We start from the raw sequence: 24,288 nt of genomic DNA on the forward strand, positions 1-24,288 counted from the left end.
GATTTTCCGCGATTGGGGCTGCACCTGAAGACGCTCAAGCGGGGTAGCGTCACCAAACTCGGTAAGAATCCGACTGCTGTCCGGTTCGCCCGGCAAAGCGGCTCCCCAACAATGATTGGCTGAATCAATTCTCCATGTGTGGCATCACCGGCATTTTTGACATTCGCAGCCAGCGCTTACCCGAGCGAGACAGGCTGCACCGGATGAACGAGTCCCAGCACCACCGCGGGCCAGACGAGGGCGACCTGCACATCGAGCCTGGCGTAGGCTTCGGCCACCGTCGACTGTCGGTCATCGACATCGCCACGGGCCAGCAGCCGATCTTCAATGACGACAAGACCGTGGCGCTCGTCTTCAACGGCGAGGTCTATAACTACCTGGAGTTGATGGACGAGTTGCGCGGCCACGGCTACGTGTTTCGTACCAAGAGCGACTCCGAGGCCATCGTGCGTGCTTGGGAGCACTGGGGCGAGGACTGCGTGCACCATTTGCGTGGCATGTTCGCCTTCATGATCCACGATCGTCGTCGCGAGTGTCTGTTCATGGCGCGCGATCGCCTGGGTGTGAAGCCGCTGCATTACGCGTTGACGGCGGACGGCTGGCTGTTGTTCGGTTCTGAATTGAAAAGCCTGATGGCTCATGGCGGGCTGCGTCAGGAACTGGATCCGCGCGCCGTCGAAGCCTATTTCGCGCTGGGATACGTGCCCGATCCGGCGACGATCTACAAGCACGCGTACAAGCTCGCCCCTGGCCATCGCCTGCTCGTCAAACGCGGCGAGGCGGTGGGTACGCCACAGCGCTATTGGGACGTGAAGTTCACGCTGGACGCGCAGATCGGCGAGCAGGAGGCCGCCGAGGAACTGCGCCGCCGGCTCGCTGAAGCTGTCAAGCTGCGCTTGAAGTCCGAGGTGCCGCTGGGCGCGTTCCTGTCCGGCGGCGTGGATTCCAGCGCCGTTGTTGCGGCGATGGCGCAGTTGGACGAGCAGCCGGTCAACACTTGCTCCATCGGTTTCGACGACCCGCAGTTCAACGAGACACAGTTTGCGCAGATGGTGGCGGACCGCTATCGCACGAACCACCGTGTCGAGACAGTCGACAGCGACGATTTCGGCCTGGTCGATCTGCTGGCGCATCTGTACGACGAGCCCTATGCGGATTCGTCCGCAATCCCGACCTATCGCGTCTGCGAACTGGCGCGCAAGCACGTGACCGTGGCGCTGAGCGGTGACGGTGGTGATGAGAGCTTTGGTGGCTACCGGCGCTACAAGATGCACATGATGGAAGAGCGCATGCGTGGCGCGTTCCCGCTGGCACTTCGGCGTGGCGTGTTTGGCCCGCTGGCAAGGCTCTATCCGAAGGCCGATTGGGCGCCTCGCGTGTTCCGCGCCAAGACGACCTTCCAGGCCATCGCGCGTAACTCGGTTGATGCCTACTTCAACACGATGGGTCTGGTGCGCGACCCGATGCGACACGCCTTGTTCAGCGATGCCTTCAAGCGCGAACTGCAAGGCTGGCATGCCAGCGAGGTGTTCCATGCGCACGCGCAACGTGCCGATACCGACGATCCGTTGGCGGTGATCCAGTACATTGACCTCCACACCTATCTGCCCGGCGATATCAACACCAAGGTGGACCGCGCCAGCATGGCGCACAGCCTGGAGGTGCGCGAGCCGCTGATGGACCACCCGTTGGTGGAGTGGCTGGCGACGCTGCCGTCCAGCTTGAAGCTGCGCGGCCAGGAGGGCAAGTACCTATTCAAGAAGGCGCTGGAGCCGATGCTGCCGCATGACGTGCTGTATCGGCCCAAGATGGGCTTCGCCGTACCGCTGGCGCGCTGGCTGCGCGGGCCGCTGCGGGAGGCCACGCGGCAGGCGCTACAGCACGGTGCACTGGCGCAAACGGGTTGGTTCAACCCTGCCACCATCGCGCGCCTGCTGGACCAGCACGAGCGCGGCCAGCTCGATCACGCGCAGCCGCTGTGGGTACTGTTGATGTTCGACGCCTTCCTGCGCAACGCCGGGCTGGGCCAGGCCGCCGCGCGCGCGGCCGCATGAATTCAAAGGGATCAGGACGATGAAGGTTTCGGTTTTCGGTCTGGGCTACGTCGGCGCGGTGTCTTGCGCTTGCTTGCCCGAACTCGGGCACGAGGTGGTGGGCGTGGACATCAACTCGCTCAAGGTGGAACTGATCGCCTCGGGCCAGTCGCCCGTCGTGGAGGCGGGCATCGAGGAGCTGATCGCGGCTGCAGTGCAGGCCGGCAAGCTGACCGCGACCCGCGACGTGTCCGCTGCCGTGCGCAGCACCGAGGTCTCACTGATCTCCGTCGCCACGCCTGCGCTGTCCAACTACATGCCCGACCTGACTGCGCTGGACGCTGTGGTTCGCCAGATCGGTGCGGAGATTGCGAAGAAGGACAGCCGGCACACGCTGGTCATTCGCAGTACTGTCGCGCCGGGCACGACGCGCGAGCGCATCGCGCCGTTGCTCGAACAGGCCGTGGGCCGTCGCATCGGTGACCGGCTCTCGCTGGTCTTCAACCCCGAGTTCCTGCGCGAAGGCTCGTCGGTAGCGGACTTCCACCAGCCGCCGCAGACCATCGTCGGCAGCCTGGACGAGGCTGGTGTCGAAGTGATGCGCCAGCTCTATGCGGGTGTGCCCGGCAGCTTCGTCGCAGCCGACGTGGGCGTGGCCGAGTCCGTCAAATACCTGTGCAACGTCTTTCATGCGCTGAAGATCGTCTTCGCCAACGAGGCCGGAGCAGTGTTGAAGGAAACGGGTCTGGACTCCCGCGAAGTGCTGGATCTGTTCTGCCGCGACACGCAGCTCAACATCTCAAAGGCCTATCTGCGCCCCGGTTTCGCGTTCGGCGGATCCTGCCTACCTAAGGAGGTCAAGGGCTTCCTGACCATAGCGCGGGAGCGCGGCGTGGAGATTCCCGTGCTCGGCTCGCTGCTGGACAGCAACGAGGCTCATATCGCGCGGGCCTATGCGCAGATTGCGGCCCACGGTCGCAAGCCCGTGGCGCTGTTCGGCCTGGCTTTCAAGCCCGGCACAGACGACCTGCGCGACTCGCCGCTGGTGGTGCTGGCCGAGCGCCTGCTGGGCAAGGGCTTCGATATCGCGATCTACGACAAGTTCGTCAAGATTGCGCGGCTGCTGGGCAAGAACAAGGAATACATCGACCGCGAAATTCCCCACCTCGATCGCTTGCTGCATGAGGAGCCCGACGCCGCGCTGGCTCGCGCCGAGATCGTCGTCGTGGGCCATGCGGACGCCGAGGCGCGCCAGCGCATCATCGCCTTGTCGAAAGGCGCTCGTGTCATCGACCTGAATGGCTATGCCGACTTGCGCGACGCCGGGTTTGCGCAGTACGAGGGCATCTGCTGGTGAGTCGGCTCAAGGTCGCGTTCATCTCGCCGGTGTTTCTCTTCCCGGCCGATGCAGGCGGCAAGATCCGCACGGGCAACATCCTGAGAGGCTTGAAGGAGAGTGGCCAGTTCGACATCACGCTGCTGTCGCCGGCCACGGGCGAGCAGCAGCGCGAGTGGCAGCATGAGCTTGGCAGGCTCTGCGAGCGCTTCATCGACTGGATGCCCAGCCCGCCGCGTCCGCGCTGGCGGCGCGCGCCCGACCTGCTGTCGTCGCTGCCGATCAACGTCGCTGCCGACCGCACGCCTGCAGCCGTCGCCGCCGTCGAACAGGTGTTGGCCGCCGAGCGCTTCGACGTGGCCGTCTTCGACTTCGTTCATGCTGCCGTGTTGCGCCCCGAGACGCTGAGCGGCGCAACCGTTTGCTTCACGCATAACGTCGAGGCCGAAATTTTCGAACGCCACGCAAAGACAGCGGCCAGCGCGCCGCTGCGATGGCTGTGGTCTGGGCAGGCGCGCAAGATGCGCCGCTTCGAGCGTGCAGAGCTTGCGCGTTTCACGCGCGTCGTCGCGGTGTCCGAGCGCGATGCGCAGATGTTCGCCAAACAAGACGGCCTGACCACAGTCCGAGCGATCCCCACCGGCGTCGATCTCGACTTCTTCTCCTGGCAGCCGCCGACCGATGGCGCGCCAACTGTCGTCTTCACCGGCTCGATGGACTGGGAGGCCAACGTCGACGGTATTCGCTTCTACATCGATGAAGTCTGGCCGCGCGTGCGCGCCAAGCGGCCGGACGCGCAACTGCGCGTCGTCGGCAAGAATCCCCCGCTTGGCCTGGTGCAGCGCAACGAGCCGGGCGTGAGCTTCACCGGCTTTGTCGATGACGTGCGTCGCCACGTGCGCGATGCCCAGGCGTTCGTGATCCCGCTGCGCGTGGGCGGTGGCACGCGTATCAAGGCATTCGAGGCGATGGCCATGGGTCTGCCGGTCGTCTCGACCAGCATCGGCATCGAGGGGCTGGACGTTGTTCACGGCCTCCACTTCCTGCGTGCCGACGGCGCCGACGCGCTTGCCGAAGCCACGCTGCAGTTGCTGGCCGATGCTGAGCTGCGTCTGAGCCTCTCCAGGGCCGCGCGCGAGGTGGTTGAAGCTCGCTTCGGCCACCGTGTCGCGTCGGATGTGTTCGGCCGCATCCTCGTGGAAGCCGTTGATGCGGAGGGGGCTGCCGCGTGAGGACGCTCAAGATCCTGACCTTCTCGACGCTGTTCCCCAGTAGCGTACGGCCTACCCACGGCATCTTTGTCGAGACGCGGCTGCGCGAGCTGCTGAAAAGCGGGCAGGTCGAGTCTCGCGTCGTCGCGCCGGTACCGTGGTTCCCGGCAAGTCACCCGCGCTGGGGTGACTACGCCAAGTTCGCCGCCACTCCTGCCAGCGAACAGCGCAACGGGCTGGATGTACTGCACCCGCGCTACCTGCTGCTGCCTAAAGTGGGCATGACTGCTGCACCGCTGACGCTGGCGCTGGGCGCGCGCGCGGCCGTGCAGAAGCTGATTGATGAAGGCTTCGACTTCGATCTCATCGATGCGCACTACTACTACCCCGACGGCGTTGCCGCCGCGCTGCTTGCGAAATGGTTCCACAAACCGTTGACCATCACCGCGCGCGGCACGGACCTGAACCTGATCCCGCAATACGCGTTGCCGGCTCGCATGATCGACTGGGCCGCCCGGCGCGCGTCGGCCTCCATCGGCGTCTGCGCCGCTTTGATGGATGTGCTGCGTGGCCGGGGCCATGACCCGGCGCGGCTGCACGTGCTGCGCAACGGCGTGGACCTGCAACGCTTCCGTCCTCTATCGCCTGCCGACATGCGCGCCGACTTGGGTATTGATGGCGCCCCGCTGCTGCTGTCTGTGGGTCACCTGATCGAGCGCAAGGGCCACCACATCGCCATCGAGGCGCTGGCGGAACTGGCCAAGATCCGCCCCGATGCCCGGCTCGTCATCATCGGCGAGGGCGAGGAGCGAGCCGGCTTGGCTGCACTGGCTGTGCGCCTGGGCGTGTCCGAGAAGGTGCGCCTGACCGGGGCGCTGCCCAACGCCGAGTTGTTGAAGTGGTACAGCGCTGCCGATGCGCTGCTGCTGTGCTCCAGCCGCGAGGGCTGGGCCAATGTGCTGCTGGAAGCGATGGCCTGCGGTGCACCGGTTGTCGCGACCGACATCTGGGGTACGCCCGAGGTCGTCGCGGCGCCGGAGGCGGGACGGTTGGTGACTCGCCGCGATGGGCCCGCATTTGCCAGCGCGATCAGCGAATTGCTCGATGCCGGAGTAGATCGTTTGGCGACGCGCCGCTATGCCGAGGGCTTTAGTTGGCAAGCCACGACGGAGGGGCAACTGGAGCTGTTCAGCGGAATTGCCAAGAAGGTTTGCCATGCTACGTGACCTTGCCCTGTTGCTCATCTTTGGTTGGGGTTTCTTGCAATCGTTCAAGCGCCCGTGGATTGGCATCCTGATCTGGACCTGGATCAGTGTCATGAATCCCCACCAGTTGTCCTGGACGCTGAAGGATCAGCCATTCGCCATGGTTATCTTTTGCTCGACGATGTTGGGCCTGTTGATCACGAAGGATCGCAAGGATTTTTCGCTGGCCCGCGAGCAGCGCATGCTCATCGTCTTCATGGTCTGGATGTGCATCACCTTGCCGTTCTCGATGTTGTTCGACGAGAGCTTCGAACTGTGGAAACGGGTCATGAAGATCGACCTGGTGGTGCTCGTGTCGATGGTCTTGCTGCACTCGAAGCGGCAATTGATGTGGTTCGTCTGGATCAACGTCATTTCGATTGGCTTCTATGGCGTGAAGGGCGGCATCTTCACGGCGATGACCGGCGGCAACTACAAGGTATGGGGACCAGAAACCAGCTATATCGAGGGCAACAACGAGGTCGCGGTCGCTATCGTGATGACCATCCCGTTGATGCGTTTCCTGCAGATGCAGATGCAGGCTAGATGGGCGAGGCTGGTGATGACCTTCTGCATGCTCATGATGGTCTTGGCCGCATTGGGCAGTAATTCGCGCGGTGCGTTGTTGGCGCTCGGAGCGATGGGGCTGATGTTCTGGTGGCGCGGCAAGAACAAGATCGGCCCGGCGATCGCCCTTGTCGTCATCGGTGCCGGGATGCTGTCGTTGATGCCTGCCGAATGGTGGGAGCGCATGAATACCATCAAGACCTACGATCAGGATGCGTCGGCCCTGGGCCGTATCAACGCCTGGTGGATGGCGTTCAACCTGGCCAAGTCCCATTTGTTTGGCGGGGGATTCATGGTCTGGACGGGCGTCATCTTCGCGGTCTATGCGCCAGATCCGACCGACGTTCATGCCGCTCACAGCATCTATTTCATGGTGCTGGGCGAGCAGGGTTTTGTGGGCTTGTTTCTCTTCCTGGCGTTGTTCATGCTGGCCTACGGCTCGGCCAACCATCTGCGCGGACAGGGGCGGCGCCAGCCCGAAACGCAATGGTTGTCGGATCTGGGCGGCATGCTGCAGGTGAGTTTCGTGGGCTACGCCGTGGGTGGCGCATTCCTGAGCCTGTCCTACTGGGACCTGCCCTACAACATGATGATCATGGCCGTGGTCGGTAGGCGCTGGCTTGCGCGCAAGGCGTGGTTGACTGAGAAACCCGAGCCGCTGATTGTGTGGCCGCCGTTCGCGCAAAGTTGGTTCAAGAAGACGCCCAAGGCGATGCCATTGTCATGAAACCCCTGTTCAATCTGCTGTCTCCGGCTGGAACGCGCGCGCGCTTGAGCGTGTTGATCTTCCACCGCGTGTTGCCGCAACCTGACCCGCTGTTTCCCGAGGAGATGGACGCGGCACGCTTCGACACCCTGCTGGGCTGGGTCAAGTGGTGGTTCAACGTGCTCCCGCTGGACGAAGCGGCGCGGCGTCTGCGGGACGGCAGCCTGCCTGCGCGAGCCGCGGCCTTGACCTTCGACGACGGCTATGCCGACAACCACGACGTGGCGCTCCCCTTGCTTCAAAAGCATGGCCTGCCTTGCAGTTTCTTCGTCGCCACCGGTTTCCTGGACGGAGGGCGTATGTGGAATGACACGCTCATCGAGGCCTTGCGCCTGAGTGATAAGCCGCTGCTCGACCTCAGCGGCTTGCGGGGGGCCAACGGCGAAGATCTGGGCCGGCATGAACTGGGCGCAGATACCGCGCGCCGTGCGGCTCTGGGCCAGCTCATCGAGCATGTGAAATACCTGCCCCCTGGGCCTCGACAGGCCTGCGTGGATGCCATCGCAGCGCGTGCCGAAGTCGAACCACCGAACGATCTGATGATGAGCAGCGAACAGGTGCGCGCCCTGCGTGGGGCCGGCATGCAAATCGGCGCGCACACCGTCAGCCACCCGATCCTGGCGACGCTTGATGCTCGGCAGGTCGCCGATGAAATGGGCCGCAGCCGCGACGTGCTTCAGGCATTGCTGGGTGAGAAGGTGAGCCTATTCGCCTATCCCAATGGCAAGCCGGGTGTCGACTACCTGCCCGACGTACATCCCGGCATCGCGCGCGAGTTGGGGTTCGAGGCGGCGGTGTCCACGCGCTGGGCAGCGGCGCGGCGCGACGAGGATGTTTTCCAGATCCCGCGCTTCACGCCTTGGGACCGCAGCCGGTTCGGCTTTGGCCTGCGCCTGGCGCGCAACCTGTCGAACTGATGGCGATGCGCCGAGTCCTTTTTCTCGCTTATCTGTTTCCGCCGATTGCCAACTCTGGCACGCGGCGCAGCCTGGCTTTCGTCAACCATCTGCCGGACTGCGGCTGGCATCCGCTGGTACTGGGCTGGGATCCCGAACCGCATGTGGGACTGGAGCCCGAGATGTTGGCCGAACTCCGGCCCGGCACACGTATCGAACGAGTACCGCTGCTGTCCCGCTTGCGTGCGCAGCGTTGGGCGGGCTGGTTGCCGCGGGCGGTCAGCCGCCGCCTCGTCGAGGCCCTGGCTTGGCGACTGCGAGTTCGCAGTACCGTACCCGACGAAGCCGCGGGCTGGCTCAAGCCTGCCGTCGAGCGGGCGGTCGAACTGCATCGGCGCGAGGGCTTCGATGCCATCTACGCCAGTGGCTGGCCCTGGACGGCCTTCCTTATCGCGCGCGAGGTGTCACGTCGTACCGGCAAGCCCTATGTGCTGGACTATCGTGACCAGTGGACGCCCAGCGGTGACATGGCCTGGGAACAGGCGACGCCCGAGCAACTGCGCGACAACCCGGCGCTGGAAAGGCTGGCGGCCAAGGACGCCGCAGCAATCGTCACCGTCACCCGAGCGTTGGTGGACAGCGTGGGCCGCGACTGCGGACGCGACGACCTGCATCTGATCACAAACGGCTTCGAACCCAGCGATTTCGCAGGCGAGGCGCCGCCCCCTGGCGACGGTCTGCTGCGCATCGCGTATACCGGCGTTTGGCGGCCGGGCTACGGTCTGCATGATCTTTATGCCGCCGTCGCGCTGCTTGGCTCGCAAGGCCATCCGGAACTGGCGCGACTGCGTGTGCTGGCCGCCGGTTTCGCACCCGGGCCTGCAGCCGAGGCAGGCGTGAGCGAGTGGGTCAGTGAACTGGGTCGCGTGCCGCATGGCGAGGCGGTCACGCTGATGAAGCAAGCCGACCTGTTGTACTTGCCGGTGCCCACGGGCTATTACGCCATCGCGTCGCTACCCGGAAAGCTGTTTGAGTATCTGGCCTGCGGTCGACCCATTCTGGCGATCGTGCCTGCGGCCAGCGAGGTGGCGCAGGTGCTCGACGACACCGGCGGCGGTGTGCGCGTCGAGCCGGGCGACGTGGCCGGCCTCGCACTGACGCTGCTCGCTTGGCTGCGCGGCGAAGCGCAGGTGGCGCCACCGCATGGCATCGACCGCTACAGCCGCGCCGCCACGGCGCAGCGCCTGGCCCGTGTGCTGGATGCGGCGGTCGACGGTCGGCGCCTGGAGGCCACTCCATGAGCAGCGTGCGTAGCGCACTGCTGTTCTCCTTCGCGGAACGGTATGTGCTGATCATCATCGGCCTGGCAAGCAATCTGCTGATTGCCCGCCTGCTGACGCCGGCGGAGATCGGCGTTTACTCGGTGACGCTTGCCGTCATGAGCATCGCCCAGGTGCTGCGCGACTTCGGTGTGGCCAGCTATCTGATCCAGGAGAAGGAACTTAACGACGACCACATTCGTACGGCGCTGGGCGTCACGCTACTCATCGGCGTGGGCCTGGGTCTGGTCGTGTTCGCCGCTGCGCCCTGGGTGGCTGATTTCTACCGCGAGCCGCGCATGCGCAACCTGCTGTGGCTGGCTTCGCTGAACTTCCTACTGCTGCCGTTCTCCACGATCTCGCTGGCGCTGCTCCGCAGGGGCTTGGCGTTCAAGCCCCTGGTTGCAGTGAACTTCATTGCAACGCTGGCTGGCGCCGTCGCCAGCGTCGGACTCTCCTGGGCCGGCTTCGGGCCGATGGCGCTGGTCGCCGGCACGTTGGTGGTCAGTGCCACCACGGGCTTTGCCGCGTGGTGCGCGAGGGGTGACCGCCGGATGCTGCGCCCAAGCCTTTCTCATTGGCGTAGCCTGTTCAAGTTCGGCGCGCAGAGTTCGGTAGTGGGTGTGATCACATCGGTCTCCATGGACATCAATGACTTGGCGGTGGGCAAATTGATGGGCTTCACGCCGGTGGCGCTGCTCAGTCGGGCGCAAGGGTTGATGAACCTCTTCCATCGGGATCTGATGGGCTCCGTGCGCAATGTGGCCTACCCCGCCTACGCGAAGGCGGTGCGCGAGCATCAGGCCATGGAGCCTCTATACGTCTCCAGCGTTACCTATGTTTGCGTCGTCGCCTGGCCGTTCTACGGCTTTGTGTCCCTCTATGCGCTGGAGACCTTGCGCCTGCTGTTCGGCCCACAGTGGGATGCGGCGGCACCGCTTGTGCCGCTGTTCTGCTTGGCCGGCGCGTTGGCGGCGGCGGGCAGCTTGGTGGGCAACCTGATGGTGGCCATGGGCCGCATGGATCTGCTCACACGCATGGAGGTCTTCTTCCAACCGGCGCGGGCGGTTGCCATCGTCGCCGCAGCTGCCTACTGGCGAGAGCCATGGGCCTGTGCGGCCGCCCTCGCGGTGACGACGCTGCTGCAGTTGCCGTTGATCTACGTGGTCAAGGGCAGATTCCTACCCAACGATTGGAGTGCGCTGTGCCATCAGCTCGGGCGCAGCCTGATCGTTGCCTCGCTGGCGTTGGCATTGCCTGGACTGCTGCTGTGCTTGCATCCGCGCGAGTTGGGCCAGCCGCTGCCAGCCGCCTGGTTCGCGCTGGCTATCGTGAGCTGCTGCGTGTCATGGCTGTTTGCATTGAGCTTGTGCCGCCATCCGCTGGCTGCCGATCCCGTTTTCGCGAAGCTGACGAGGTTCTGGCGCCGGCCTGCCGACAATGCGGCCCAGAACGGTTAATTCACAGGTGAATCCTATGCAACATTTCCGCACTCCCGTCCAAGGCCGCCTCGTCCGCTTCGCGCTGATCGGTTGCGGCCGCATCGCGCAGAATCACATGGAGGCCGTGAAGAAGCATGCAGAGCGCGCCGAACTGGCGGCCGTCTGCGATACCGATCCTGCCGCGTTGCAGGCCGCTGTAGCCAAGACCGGCGCACGCGGTTTCGCCAGTCTCACCGAACTTCTTGCTGCAAAGGCCGAATTGGGCATCGATTGCGTGGTGCTGACCACGCCCAGCGGCCTGCATCCACGCCAGGCGATCGAGGCCGCCCATGCCGGCGTGGACGTGATGACCGAGAAGCCCATGGCCACCCGCTGGCAGGACGGCCTGGCGATGGTGAAGGCCTGCGACGACGCCGGCGTGCGCCTTTTCGTCGTCAAGCAGAACCGCCGCAACCCGACGCTGCAGCTGCTCAAGCGGGCGATGGCCGAAGGCCGCTTCGGACGCCTGTACAACGTTGCCGTCAACGTGTTCTGGACTCGTCCGCAGGCCTACTACGACAGCGCGGAATGGCGCGGCACCTGGGAATTCGACGGTGGAGCCTTCATGAACCAGGCCAGCCATTACGTGGACCTGTTGGACTGGATCTGCGGCCCGGTGGAGAGCGTCATGGCCTACACCGGCACGCTGGCCCGCAACATCGAGGTGGAGGACAGCGGCGTGGCGGCGCTGAAGTGGCGTAACGGCGCCATGGGCACGGTCAACGTCAGCATGCTGACCTACCCCAAGAATCTCGAAGGCTCCATCACGCTGCTGGGCGAAAAGGGCTCCGTGCGCGTCGGCGGCCTTGCCGTCAACGAGATTCAGCACTGGGAGTTCGAGACGCCGCACGAGATGGACGATCTCATCAAGGACGCGAGCTACCAGACCACTTCCGTCTACGGCTTTGGCCACCCGCTGTACTACGACAACGTCATCAAGACGCTGCGCGGTGAGGCCCATGCCGAGACCGATGGCCGCGAGGGCCTCAAATCCCTGGAACTGCTGATCGCGCTGTACATGAGCGCCCGCGACGGGCGCCGCATCAACCTGCCGCTGAGCTACTGAACATGGCCACCACCATCCATCCGAGCGCCATCGTCGACGACGGCGCCCAGCTCGGCGATGACTGCCGCGTCTGGCACTTCGTCCACATCAGCGCAGGAGCCCGCATCGGCGCGAAGTGCTCGTTCGGCCAGAACGTCTATGTGGGCAACGACGTGAGCATCGGCGATAACGTCAAGGTCCAGAACAACGTCTCCGTCTATGACGCCGTGACGCTGGAGGACGACGTGTTCTGCGGTCCCAGCATGGTGTTCACCAACGTCTACAACCCGCGCTCGGCCGTCACGCGCAAGGACGAATACCGCCGCACGCTCGTGAGGCGCGGCGCCACGCTCGGCGCCAATTCCACCGTCGTCTGCGGCACCACGGTGGGCCGCTACGCCTTCATCGGCGCCGGCGCCGTCATCAACCGCGACGTGCCCGATTTCGCACTGATGGTGGGCGTGCCCGCCCGCCAGATCGGCTGGATGAGCCGCTTCGGCGAGCGGCTGGAACTTCCGGTCACAAGCGAAGATCCCGTCGAGACCACCTGCCCCCACACTGGCGACCGCTACCGCCTCGCCGGCCAGCAACTCCAACTCATCGAATCCTGAAATGGACTTCATCGACCTCAAGAGCCAGTACGCGGCGCTGCGCGACAACATCAACGCCCGCATCCAGAAGGTGCTGGACCATGGCCAGTACATCCTCGGCCCCGAGGTCAAGGAAATGGAGGAGGCCCTCGTCGCTTACACGGGCGCCAGGCACTGCATCAGCGTCGCCAGCGGCACCGAGGCGCTCCTGATCGCGCTGATGGCGCTGGACCTCCAACCCGGCGACGAGGTCATCACCAGCCCGTTCACCTTCGCCGCGACGGCCGAGATGATCGTGCTGGCTGGCGGTGTGCCGGTGTTCGTGGACATCGAGCCCGGCACGGCCAACATCGATGCCAATCTCGTCGAGGCTGCGATCACGTCGAAGACCAAGGCCATCATGCCGGTGAGCCTGTATGGCCAGGTGGCCGACATGGACGCGATCAACGCCATCGGCCAGCGGCACGGCATCGCTGTCATCGAGGACGCCGCGCAGAGCTTCGGCGCCACGTACAACAACAGGAAAAGCTGCAACGTCTCGACCTTCGGCTGCACCAGCTTCTTCCCCAGCAAGCCGCTGGGCTGCTACGGCGATGGCGGCGCCATCTTCACCAGCGACGACAAGCTCGCCCAGGCCTGCCGCGAAATCCGCACCCACGGCCAGAGCCAGCGTTACCTGCACACGCGCCTGGGTGTGGGTGGCCGCATGGACACGCTGCAGTGCGCTGTCGTGCTGGGCAAGCTGGACCGCTTCGACTGGGAGATCCGCCGCCGGCTGGAACTGGGCGATGCCTACGGGCGCAAGCTCAAGGCCGCTGTCCCGGGCCTGCAGCTACTGGAGGTCAAGGGCGACCGTGACTGCGTGTGGGCCCAGTACACGGTCTTCGTGGACGACCGCGAAGCCCTGCAGGGCAAGCTCAAGGCTGCAGGCATCCCGACGGCCGTGCACTACCCGCGCCCGCTGCATCACCAGCCGGCCTACGCCAAGTACGCCCAGCCGGACGACTTCCCGCACAGCATTGCCGCCGCACAGCGCGTGATGAGCCTGCCCATGAGCGCCGATCTCACCGAGGGGCAGCAGGACCAGGTCGTCGCCGCGCTGGCGCAGGCTTTCGCCTGATCCATCGCGGATGAAATTCCGGCCCGACATCGAGGGACTTCGGGCCCTGGCCATCGTCCCGGTCGTGGTGTTCCATGCCTGGCCCGCGGTGCTGCCCGGCGGCTTCGTCGGCGTGGACGTCTTCTTCGTGATCTCGGGCTACCTGATCACGACGCTCCTGCTGCAGCGCCTGGCGGCGGGCCAGTACAGCATCGCATCGTTCTACGCGGCCCGCATCCGGCGTATCTTCCCGGCGCTGTTCGCGATGCTGGCCCTCGTCGCGCCGGCCTGCCTGCTGTTGCTGGAGCCGCAGATGCTGCGCGAGTTCGCACGGCTGCTGGGGGCGACGGGACTCTTCCTCTCCAACGTGGAGCTGTACCACACCACCGGCTATTTCGAAGGTGCTGCGGACCTCAAACCGCTGCTGCACACCTGGTCGCTCGCCGTGGAAGAGCAGTACTACATTCTCTTCCCACCGGTGCTGGCGCTCCTCTGGCGCTTTGCGCGGCGCTACATCGGCGTCGTGCTGCTGGGGGGGGGCCTGTTGTCGCTGACCTGGTGCCTGCGGCTGATGATGTACGACGCCGAATGGGCCTTCTTCGCCGCGCCTGCCCGCACCTTTGAGCTGATGATCGGGTCGGGCCTGGCCTGGTGGGTGGGCCGCAGCGACGCAGCGCCCGTACGCCCGACCTGGGTGGATCAGGCGGTGGGCTGGGTAGCGCTGGTAGCCCTCGTCGCATCGCTGCTGTGGGTTCGGGCCGACCATGCCTTCCCCGGCCCCATCGCGCTGTGGCCTTGTCTTGCGACGGCGGCGCTGATCTGGGTGGGAACGACGAGGCAGGCCGCTGCGACGCGCTGCTTGTCGGTGGCGCCGCTGCGCTGGATTGGCGCGATGTCGTTTTCGCTATACCTGTGGCACTGGCCTGTGCTGGTACTGGCGCGGCACAGGCTGCTGGACGAACCCACGCCCGTCCAGGCCGCACTTGCCGTAGCGGTGGCCATCGCGCTGGCCTGGGCCTCCCTGCACTGGGTGGAGGCACCCGTGCGGCAATCCAGGGTGACTCAGCGCGTGATGCTGGCCGCTGGTGTGTCCGCCATCCTGGCCAGCCTTGCCGCGGCCTGGGCGCTGACGGCCGCAGCCGACCACCGCGCCGCCCAGCCGGGCCGCGATGCCCTGCTGCGCGCCGGTGCGGACGACTTCAGCCCCGATCGCAAACGCTGCCACTCCAGCGGGAACCGCTGGCTGGATTACGAGCACCGGTGCCTGTTCGGCCCCGCATCTGCGTCGGCGACGCTGGCCGTCTGGGGCGATAGCCATGGCGTGGAGATCGCCCGTGCGCTGGGGGACCAGGTCGCAGATCGTCGGGTTGCCCAGCTCACCGGCTCCACCTGTCCGCCGGCCCTGGACTACACGCCGCCGGGCCGGCCGCACTGCGCTGCCGTCAATGCCGCGTTGTTGGACAAGCTCAGCCACGATCAGAGCGTGGAAGCCGTGCTGCTGGCGGCCCGCTACGAGTTCTACCTGAACGCCCCAGATGCTGTCGCCTTCGAAGCGGGCTTGGCCGAGGTTGTGAAGCGGCTGCACCGGGCCGGCAAGCAGGTGCTGCTGCTGGACCCCGTGCCCACCTACCGCTACCCAATTCCCGCCGCGCTGGCCATGCGCTGGCGTCGAGGCGAGGCGCTAGAGGCGCAGGGCCAGTTGCCTGTGCAGTACGAGGCGCAGCAGGCCGCACCGCTGGCACTGCTTCAGCGGCTCAGTGCGGATGGTCTGGTGCGACGCGTTCCCGTCGGGGAATTGCTGTGCGGCGGCCGGCGGCGCTGTGCCGTGCTGGAGGGCGACCACCCGCTGTACTTCGACGACAACCACCTCAGCATGCATGGAGCGGCCCAGGTCGCGCCGGTCGTGCTGCGGTTGCTGGAGGCACCCGCACGATGAGGTTCCGGCCCGACATCGAAGGCCTGCGCGCCCTGGCCATCGTGCCGGTAGTGGCCTTCCACGCCTGGCCTTGGCTGCTGACGGGCGGTTACGTGGGCGTGGATGTGTTCTTCGTCATCTCGGGCTACCTGATCACGATGCTGCTTCTGCAGCGCCTGGAGGCGGGCAAATACAGCGTGGCGTCGTTCTACGCGGCGCGCATACGGCGCATCTTCCCGGCCCTCTTCGTCATGCTGGCTCTCATAGTGCCGGCTGCCTGGCTGCTGTTGGCGCCGCAAGCCATGGGCGAGTTCGCGCGCGTGTTCGGCGCAACGGGACTGTTCGCGTCCAACGTCGAGCTGTACCGCACCACGGGCTACTTCGAAGGGGCCACCGAGCTCAAACCACTGGTACACACTTGGTCGTTGGCCGTGGAGGAGCAGTACTACATCGTCTTCCCGCTGCTGCTTGCGGCCTTGTACCGCCGCTCGCAGGGAGCCATTGGCTGGGTGCTGGCGGGCCTGGGCCTCGTTTCGCTGGCCTATGCGCAGTACCTCGTCCGCAGCGATCCCCCGCTGGCTTTCTACTCCGCGCTGTCGCGCACCTGCGAACTGATGGTGGGCTCACTGCTGGCGGTGCGTGTGGACCGCGGCCGCCCGCCGTTGTCGACCAGAGTGCGTCAACTGATGGGCCTGGCCGGTTTGGCGACCATCATCTCGGCCTGCGTGCTGTTGAAGCCGGACTCGGCCTTTCCAGGTCTGACTGCGCTGTGGCCTTGCTTGGGCGCTGCGGCGCTGATCGAGGCTGGGCGGGGCGACGGGAGCGGCGCCAGCCGCCTACTGGCGCTACCGCCGCTGCGCTGGATAGGCGCGCTGAGCTTCTCGCTGTATCTATGGCACTGGCCTATGCTGGTGTTCTCGCGCCACCTGTTGCTGGGCCAGCCGGATGCCCTGCAGGCCGGTGCTGCCGTGCTGCTGGCCGTAGCGGTGGCTTGGGCATCGCTGCACTGGGTGGAGATACCCGTGCGCCGCGCTGCCTGGCGTCAGCGGACTTTCCTGCTGTCGGGCGGCGCGGCTATCGCGATGTGTCTGGTGCTGGGCGGCGGCCTCTTCATCGCTGCCCGTCGCGCGGGCGAAGCGCCCACGGCGTCCAATGCGCTGCTCACTGCTGCGGCCGACTTCAGCCCGGGTCGCGAGCGCTGCCACACCCGCGAGCGCGTACAGATCACGTACCTCTCGCGTTGCCAGTTCGGTGACGCGAACGCGGCACACCAACTGGCCGTGTGGGGTGACAGTCATGGCGTGGAGATCGGCCAGGCATTGTCCGAGTTCCTGCCCGGCGACCGCAGCCTCGCGGCGATGACGGCGGCAGCCTGTCCGCCGTCGCTGGACTTTGCGATGCCAGGCCGCAGCTACTGTCGCCCGCATAACGAGGCGATTCTGGCCGGCCTTGTGGCCGACGCGAAAGTCGATCGCGTGCTCATCGTCGCTCGAGCTTCGAGCTACCTGGGTGATTCGGTCACAGCGGAGGCCTTTGAAAAAGGCCTCCGCGCCGCGATCCTGGCGCTCGTAGCGCACGGCAAGGAAGTCTGGCTGATGGACCCGGTGCCGACCTATGACTATCCAGTACCTGCCGCCTTGGCGCAGTACCTGCGGCGCGGACGAGATCCGGCCGACTACGGCATGACGAGGCAGGTGTATCAGCGCATGGAAGCGAGGTCGCTCGACATGCTCGCGCGAGCATCGGCTGCCACGGGCGCGCGGCGCGTGTCCGTGGAGGATGCGCTCTGCGGCTCCGGGCATTGCGCGGTCGTGGGCGACGACGGGCGCGGCTTGTACCTGGACAGCAACCACTTGAGCATGGTCGGCGCCCGCTTGCTGGTAAGCCGAGCCTTGCTGCCCGCGGTTCAGCGTTGATCATGGCGCGGATCGTGCTTTTCTGAGGGTAGCCGTCCGGTTTTCCCGCTCGAAGTGCTAGTACATCTGATTGCGCCAGCTCGAAGGTGCGAAACGAAAGAGGCGATTCCGAGGCGTGGAGAAGTGGTTTTAGCCGAAGATTTTGATGGATCGGCTGCATTTTGCGTGAGTCCAGAGACTCGCTTCGCTGAGAAACCAGTGCCCGTACTTATCGCACAGCGCGATGCCATGAGCCGAGCGTCTGTCGATTTTCTTTACAACTGTTCATAGGCCTCCCATGCGTGTCCTTCTTTGCTCGCTGCGCAGCATCGTGTTTGCTGCCTTCATCGGCTCTCTGGGACTGGTGACCACGGCGCGCGCTGCGGACTACATTGCCACCTGGCGTTTGGTCTCCACCAGCAACGCGCCGACCTGGCGGGAGTGGAGTGCGATGACGTGGGTGGACTCGCTCAATAAGGCCGTGCTATGGGGCGGAGCAGGGGGGGGCGCCTATCTCAACGATATTTGGGCATTCGATCCGCTGGCCAAATCTTGGACGGTACTTGATCCAAACGATAGTTGCGGCGGCAATACCTCATTTAATCGGCCAAATGGGTCCGACGAAAGTGGCGTCGTCTTCGACCCCATAAACAACTATTTCTGGCTTTGGAATGGCGGGCGCGGGTATTCATGCGAAAGCCAGCCAGGTTTTGTGCGGTCCGCTGGTGCTGGCACGGCGGCAAAAAACGTTGTGGATCCCACGCTGCCTGCGACGACTGATGATTTCTACAAGGATTGGATTGTACGAAATTCCGGGAGCGGCACTGCCGTGGTCCTGTCGTATAACGCCAGCCTCAAGACACTCAAACTGGACAACGATATCGGCATTGTCGCGGGTTCGGCATATTCGATCTACGCGGACTTCGGCAGCGGCACTTGGGCGTACGACCTGTCGACGGGACAGTACAGCAAACTGATGCAGCGTCACTGGGGCTATACCGGCTTGGCGCCGACCGAACGACGGAGTCCGGGCTTTGCCGCGGATGGCATCAATGCATATATGTTTGGCGGGGCCAGCGACGACAACGCCTTGTTCCGCTTGGATTTTGCTGGGAAAAACTTCCAGCTTGCCATTCCCGCGGGTCAAGGGACTTCGCCGCCCGCTCGCGGTCAAATTGAAAACCAGTTCGTCTACGATTCCATCAATCGACGCTTCGTACTTTTCGGCGGGTTGTGCTACGACCGAAATTCCGTGCGTTGTACCAATGGCGACAATATCGACGACACCTGGCTTTACGATCCAGCGGTTAATACTTGGACGGCGGTCACTGCGGCCGTGCATCCCAGTGGGCGCAATCAGGCGCAGATGTATTTCGATTCCAAGAACGGCGTGGTCGTCCTGTTCGGTGGCGTGTCATCAGCAGGCACCTTGTTGGACGATGTCTGGACCTTTGATACGCAAACATTGTCGTGGACGCAGCAGCAGGTTCCTGCGACCAATCCCGGGAATGTCAGTCTGGCACTGACGACTTTCGCGCCGAGCACTGGCTGCGGCTATTCTGTCTATGGGGAGTCCAGGGGCGCTGCGATTTTCGGCGTATGGGAGCTTTGCCTGCGCCTGAACTCTGCTCCGACGGCAGTGATTTCGCTACCATCGGGCGTGCAGGCGGGGATTTTCAGCAGCTTTTCCGCCTCCAGCAGTACCGATGCCGAGAACAATATCGCGAGCTATGCCTGGGACTTCGGCGATGGCACGACGGCGCTTGGATCTTCTGCGACGAAGGTTTATGCGAGCGCGGGCACATATACAGTCACGCTGACGGTGACCGACTCGCTGGGCGCGGTATCCACGACAAGCGGCCAAGTCGTGGTTTCGCCAGCTGCCTATTCGCCTCCGATCGCGAGTTTTAACGTGCAGCCCGCAATGGGATCTGCCGGGACTGCAGCACAGTTTTCCGCCGCGTCAAGTAGCTCGCCCAATGGGGCCATCGCGTCGTACGCCTGGGACTTCGGTGACGGCACTTCTGCAAGCGGCATCAGCGTCAGCAAGATATATCCTTATCTCGGCACGTACAAGGTTACCTTGACTGTGACCGATAACCGTGGTCTGAGCGCCGTCCAATCGGTGCCATTTGCGGTTCAGGCGCCCGCGGGCGTCGCGACCAATGTGGCCTTGGCCGCCAACGGTGGCGTCGCCTCTGCCTCAAGCGTCTATGACACGCGCTATCCGGTGGCTGCGGTCAACAACGGTGATCGCCGCGGGCTGAACTGGAATGCGGGCGGCGGATGGAATGACGGCACCAAAGGTATTTATCCGGATTGGGTCCAGATCGATTTCAACGGTACGCAGACGATCAGCGAAATTGATGTCTTCACCTTGCAGGACAACACCGCGTCACCGTCGGTGCCGACCTTGGATATGACCTTCAGTACCTATGGCGTCACGCAGTACGAGGTGCAATATTGGGACGGCGCTAACTGGGTCGATGTGCAAGGCGGGAATGTCACCGGCAATAACAAGGTGTGGCGGCAATTCACCTTTCCGCCGGTGAATACGCCGCGCATCCGGGTCCTTGTCAGCAATGCGTTGAATAATTTCTCGCGTATCGTCGAGGTCGAAGCCTGGACGCCGGGGAGCGGCGCGAATCAGGCACCGGTGGCGGCTATCAGCGGCCCGGCGAGCGGGCTGGTGGGAGCCAACCTGAGCTTCTCCGGCGCGGGGAGTACCGATGCGGAAGGCGCGATCGCGAGCTATGCGTGGACCTTCGGGGATGGCACCAGCGCCAGCGGCGTGTCGGTCACGAAGAGCTATGCAGCGGCGGGCAGCTACACGGTGACCTTGACGGTGACCGACGCGGCGGGCCTGAGCAGCAGCAAGATGCAAACGGTGGTGATCACGGTGGCCGGGAGTGTGGCCATCAACGTTGCGGCCTCCGCCAACGGTGGGGTGGCAACGGCGTCCAGCGTGTTCGATTCCAACTATCCTGCGAGTGCTGTGAACAACGGTGATCGGCGCGGGTTGAACTGGGGCGCCGGAGGGGCTTGGGCGGATGGCACGGCGGGGGTCTACCCGGACTGGGTGCAGATCGACTTCAACGGCGCACAGACGATCAGCGAGATCGATGTGTTCACCTTGCAGGACAACTCGTCATCACCGTCGGTGCCGACGCTGGCGATGACCTTCAGCAACTACGGCATCACGGATTTCAGCGTTCAGTACTGGAATGGTGCGGCCTGGGTGGCGGTGCCTGGCGGCAACGTCACCGGCAACAACAAGGTGTGGCGTCAGTTCAGCTTTGCCCCCATCACGACGCAGCGCATCCGTGTTCAGGTGAACAACTCGGCCTACTACCTCTCGCGCATCGCCGAGGTGGAGGCGTGGACGCCGGGGAGCATGGCGAACCAGGCGCCGGTGGCGGCCATCAGCGGTCCGACGAGCGGGCAGGTGGGAGCCAGCCTGAGCTTCTCAGGCGCGGGGAGTACCGATGCGGAAGGCGCGATCGCGAGCTATGCGTGGACCTTCGGAGACGGCACCAGCGCCAGCGGCGTGTCGGTCACGAAGAGCTATACCGCGGCGGGCAACTACACGGTGACCCTGACGGTGACCGATGCGGCTGGCTTGAGCAACAGCAAGACACAGGCGGTGGCGATCACGGCGCCCACGAATCAGGCACCGGTGGCCAATATCAGCGGCCCGACAAGCGGGCAGGTGGGAGCCAGCCTGAGCTTCTCCGGCGCGGGGAGTACCGATGCGGAAGGCGCGATCGCGAGCTATGCGTGGACATTCGGAGACGGCACCAGCGCCAGCGGCGTGTCGGTCACGAAGAGCTATGCCGCGGCGGGTAACTACACGGTGACCCTGACGGTGACCGATGCGGCTGGCCTGAGCAACAGCAAGACACAGGCGGTGGCGATCACGGCGCCGACGAATCAGGCGCCGGTGGCGGCTATCAGCGGCCCGGCGAGCGGGCTGGTGGGAGCCAACCTGAGCTTCTCAGGCGCGGGGAGTACCGATGCGGAAGGCGCGATCGCGAGCTATGCGTGGACCTTCGGGGATGGCACCAGCGCCAGCGGCGTGTCGGTCACGAAGAGCTATGCAGCGGCGGGCAGCTACACGGTGACCTTGACGGTGACCGACGCGGCGGGCCTGAGCAGCAGCAAGATGCAAACGGTGGTGATCACGGTGGCCGGGAGTGTGGCCATCAACGTTGCGGCCTCCGCCAACGGTGGGGTGGCAACGGCGTCCAGCGTGTTCGATTCCAACTATCCTGCGAGTGCTGTGAACAACGGTGATCGGCGCGGGTTGAACTGGGGCGCCGGAGGGGCTTGGGCGGATGGCACGGCGGGGGTCTACCCGGACTGGGTGCAGATCGACTTCAACGGCGCACAGACGATCAGCGAGATCGATGTGTTCACCTTGCAGGACAACTCGTCATCACCGTCGGTGCCGACGCTGGCGATGACCTTCAGCAACTACGGCATCACGGATTTCAGCGTTCAGTACTGGAATGGTGCGGCCTGGGTGGCGGTGCCTGGCGGCAACGTCACCGGCAACAACAAGGTGTGGCGTCAGTTCAGCTTCGCCCCCATCACGACGCAGCGCATCCGCGTTCAGGTGAACAGCTCGGCCTACTACCTCTCGCGCATCGTCGAGGTGGAGGCGTGGACAGCGCCCCAATGACGCGGACGGCGCCCTGATCTTCAAGGCGTCGCTCAGGCCATGCTGGTAGTTCTGCCCGGCGTGGCCGAGGCTCACGCGAAACGGTAGTCCGGTGCGTGCTGGCGCAGCCACTGCTCCAGCATCATCAGGATCCACACCATTTCGCCGTAGAAGCCGGCGTGCTCCTTGAGTCGTTGCGTCAGCAGGCTGTCCACGAACTCGGTACGCACCAAGCCGCGCTCCGCCACGCCGCGCAGTGACTCCGCGGCCAATGCGTTCAGCGCCGCGTCCTTCACGGCCCATGGGCCGAAGGGCAGACCGAAGCCGTGCTTCTTCTTCGTCAGGATCTCGTCTGGCAGGAAGCCGCGCAGCGCCTCCTTGAAAAACCAGCGCAACTTCAGGCCCTTGAGCTTGTAGCTGGTAGGTAGCTTCAGTGAAAAATCCAGCAGTCGCGTGTCGAGCAAGGGGAAGCTGACATCCACGCCTGCCAGGCCCGCAGTGCCCATGACCTTGGGCAGGTCGTTCTCGGCCAGCGTATAGCGCCAATCGAAGGCCAGCATCTGGTTGATGAGGCTCGCGCTTTGAGGTCCAGCAAGCCAGGCCGCGCGCTGGTGGTCGCGCGGTGCGTTCGCATTGACGGCTGCCAAGAAGGCGGGCGTGAATATTTCGGCGAGTCCTAGGCGGTCCAGCAGGTTGTAGCTTTGCATTCGGTCGGGCATTGGCACGCGAGCCTGGTGGATGTAGCTCGCTCCCTTTTTCAGCAACGGGATATTGGCGACCAGCGGGTTCAACAGCAGCGGGTCACCAATGGCGCGCAGTGCGGCGGGCACGCGGTAATAGATGTCGAACACGCTTTCCTTGGCGTAGCGCGTGTTGCCGCCGAACAGTTCGTCACCGCCGTCGCCCGCTAGCAAGCGCGTATAGCCATCGGCGCGGGCTTTGCTGGCGCAGTAGAAGGCGGGCACTGCGGATGAGTTACCGAAGGGCTGGTCATAGTACGCGGCCACGTCGGGGATGGCCTTCACGAGGTCGGCGGGCGTCACGTAGTACTCGTGATGGTCTGCGCCGTAGGCCTTGGCGGCGATGCGCGCGTACTCCATCTCGTCGTAGCCCTCGGCCTCGAAGCCGATGGAGTAGCTGGCGGGCGGCTGGCCGGTGGCCTCGCGCAACAGCCCGCAGATGGTGGAGCTGTCGGTACCGCCGCTGAGGAAGCAGGCGGTCTGGCCGTCACTCGAGATGCGCTCACGCACGGCAGAACGCAGGATGCTTCGAAACTCGTCGCGCAACTCAGTGAAGTTGGGTCGGATTTGTTCGTCGAAGCGCGGCGTCCAATAGGGCGCAACGGTCAGCTTGCCGTTCTCGAACAGCGCGTAGTGCGCGGGCGGCAGGCGGTGGATACCCGCGTAGATGGTGCGCGGCGACGGGATGCAGTGGTGGAACAGGTAGTCGAAGACGGCTTGTGGGTCGATGTCGCGTGTGCCTAGGCGCCGCGCCAATACGTCGGCGCGCGTTGCGTAGTGCATGCGGCCGTCATGCACCGCGTAGCAGAGGCTGTGGGTGGCAAAGCGGTCCACGGCCAGATAAGTGCCGCCGCCAGGCAGGTCGAGCGCGACCGCGAACTCGCCGCCGAGGTCGGCTGCGCAGTTGGCACCGCGTGTTGCGTAGGCCTGTTGCCATCCGGTCAATGCGTCAGCGACAGGTGCGGCGAAGCGGGGTGTGCCGATGGCGAAGGGGGTTTCTGGTGGCAGATTGGGGGAGGGCATTCGTATACGAAACTCAAAATGGATCGAGATCGAAGTCGAAGTCAACGAACTCGGCTCCGTTGTGCAATTGCCTTTGGCGTTTAAGCCAGCGCTTGGCCATTTTCATATCGCCCAGCATGTGCATATCGCGCTGCTATTGGCTCACCCGGATTGTCACTGGCCGCTTATCTGCTGGAGGATCCCGCCCAGCATGTGAGGATTTATGCGCTAACCGGATTTCAGCCGAACTCCATGCGGAAGCCTATCTCCACATCGGCCATATGCGATTTAAGTTGGGCCATACGCCGTGATGTTCTTGCGCCACGTCGCCAACGTTTGTTGCTCCTGTGTGATCTGTCGGATGGCGCTGTTGGGCCGCCTTTGCGACGGCGTCAATGCCGGCCCGGACTTGTTCGACGAGATTTGCAGGGCGTCAGTGCGCGACATGAGGCTGCTCCAGCTTCTTCGATGGTGCTGCCATTGTCCTTC

The 24,288-nt window shown here is 64.6% G+C and carries 15 protein-coding genes; 14 read left to right on the forward strand and 1 reads right to left on the reverse strand.

Annotation, left to right across the window (positions count from 1 at the left end):
• Positions 1–134: 134 nt before the first annotated feature.
• The 14 genes from SNE35_RS22240 (at position 135) to SNE35_RS22305 (ending at position 22,078) form a co-directional block, all read left to right on the forward strand.
• On the forward strand, positions 135–2,054 hold the full coding sequence (locus SNE35_RS22240) for an XrtA/PEP-CTERM system amidotransferase (RefSeq protein ID WP_320425202.1): 1,920 nt from the start codon (positions 135–137) through the stop codon (positions 2,052–2,054).
• 19 nt (positions 2,055–2,073) lie between these two features.
• Entirely contained in the window at positions 2,074–3,390 is a 1,317-nt protein-coding gene (locus tag SNE35_RS22245) for a nucleotide sugar dehydrogenase (RefSeq protein ID WP_320425203.1), read from the forward strand.
• Positions 3,387–4,601, forward strand: a complete 1,215-nt coding sequence (locus SNE35_RS22250; RefSeq protein ID WP_320425204.1) for a glycosyltransferase family 4 protein — start codon at positions 3,387–3,389, stop codon at positions 4,599–4,601. The genes SNE35_RS22245 and SNE35_RS22250 overlap by 4 nt, the downstream gene beginning before the upstream one ends.
• On the forward strand, positions 4,598–5,806 hold the full coding sequence (locus SNE35_RS22255) for a glycosyltransferase family 4 protein (protein WP_320425205.1): 1,209 nt from the start codon (positions 4,598–4,600) through the stop codon (positions 5,804–5,806). The genes SNE35_RS22250 and SNE35_RS22255 overlap by 4 nt, the downstream gene beginning before the upstream one ends.
• Positions 5,796–7,118, forward strand: coding sequence for a putative O-glycosylation ligase, exosortase A system-associated (locus SNE35_RS22260; RefSeq protein WP_320425206.1), 1,323 nt, complete (start codon positions 5,796–5,798; stop codon positions 7,116–7,118). Before SNE35_RS22255 ends, SNE35_RS22260 begins: the two co-directional genes overlap by 11 nt.
• On the forward strand, positions 7,115–8,074 hold the full coding sequence (locus tag SNE35_RS22265; protein WP_320425207.1) for a polysaccharide deacetylase family protein: 960 nt from the start codon (positions 7,115–7,117) through the stop codon (positions 8,072–8,074). The genes SNE35_RS22260 and SNE35_RS22265 overlap by 4 nt, the downstream gene beginning before the upstream one ends.
• Positions 8,074–9,354, forward strand: coding sequence for a glycosyltransferase (locus SNE35_RS22270; protein ID WP_320425208.1), 1,281 nt, complete (start codon positions 8,074–8,076; stop codon positions 9,352–9,354). The genes SNE35_RS22265 and SNE35_RS22270 overlap by 1 nt, the downstream gene beginning before the upstream one ends.
• Positions 9,351–10,832 carry a lipopolysaccharide biosynthesis protein gene (locus SNE35_RS22275; RefSeq protein ID WP_320425209.1) on the forward strand — a complete coding sequence of 494 codons (1,482 nt, stop codon included), beginning with the start codon at positions 9,351–9,353 and terminating at the stop codon, positions 10,830–10,832. Before SNE35_RS22270 ends, SNE35_RS22275 begins: the two co-directional genes overlap by 4 nt.
• Before the next feature lie 16 nt (positions 10,833–10,848).
• Positions 10,849–11,919, forward strand: a complete 1,071-nt coding sequence (locus SNE35_RS22280; protein ID WP_320425210.1) for a Gfo/Idh/MocA family protein — start codon at positions 10,849–10,851, stop codon at positions 11,917–11,919.
• Positions 11,920–11,921: 2 nt separating this feature from the next.
• Positions 11,922–12,509: an acyltransferase gene (locus SNE35_RS22285; RefSeq protein ID WP_320425211.1), complete on the forward strand. Its 588-nt coding sequence runs from the start codon at positions 11,922–11,924 to the stop codon at positions 12,507–12,509.
• 1 nt (position 12,510) lies between these two features.
• Positions 12,511–13,608, forward strand: coding sequence for a DegT/DnrJ/EryC1/StrS family aminotransferase (locus tag SNE35_RS22290; protein WP_320425212.1), 1,098 nt, complete (start codon positions 12,511–12,513; stop codon positions 13,606–13,608).
• A 10-nt stretch (positions 13,609–13,618) separates the two neighbouring features.
• On the forward strand, positions 13,619–15,523 hold the full coding sequence (locus SNE35_RS22295; protein ID WP_320425213.1) for an acyltransferase family protein: 1,905 nt from the start codon (positions 13,619–13,621) through the stop codon (positions 15,521–15,523).
• A complete protein-coding gene (locus SNE35_RS22300) occupies positions 15,520–17,418 on the forward strand; it encodes an acyltransferase family protein (RefSeq protein WP_320425214.1) in 1,899 nt (632 codons plus the stop codon). The genes SNE35_RS22295 and SNE35_RS22300 overlap by 4 nt, the downstream gene beginning before the upstream one ends.
• 277 nt (positions 17,419–17,695) lie before the next feature.
• Complete coding sequence (locus tag SNE35_RS22305) at positions 17,696–22,078, forward strand: PKD domain-containing protein (protein WP_320425215.1); 4,383 nt, start codon at positions 17,696–17,698, stop codon at positions 22,076–22,078.
• A 71-nt stretch (positions 22,079–22,149) separates the two neighbouring features.
• Here SNE35_RS22305 and SNE35_RS22310 read toward each other — a convergent pair whose 3' ends face one another.
• Positions 22,150–23,865 (reverse strand): asparagine synthetase B family protein, encoded by a 1,716-nt coding sequence (locus SNE35_RS22310; RefSeq protein WP_320425216.1) that lies wholly within the window; start codon positions 23,863–23,865, stop codon positions 22,150–22,152.
• Positions 23,866–24,288 lie beyond the last annotated feature (423 nt).

The sequence above is a fragment of the Roseateles agri genome (assembly GCF_034043675.1).
GTDB lineage: Bacteria > Pseudomonadota > Gammaproteobacteria > Burkholderiales > Burkholderiaceae_C > KK5.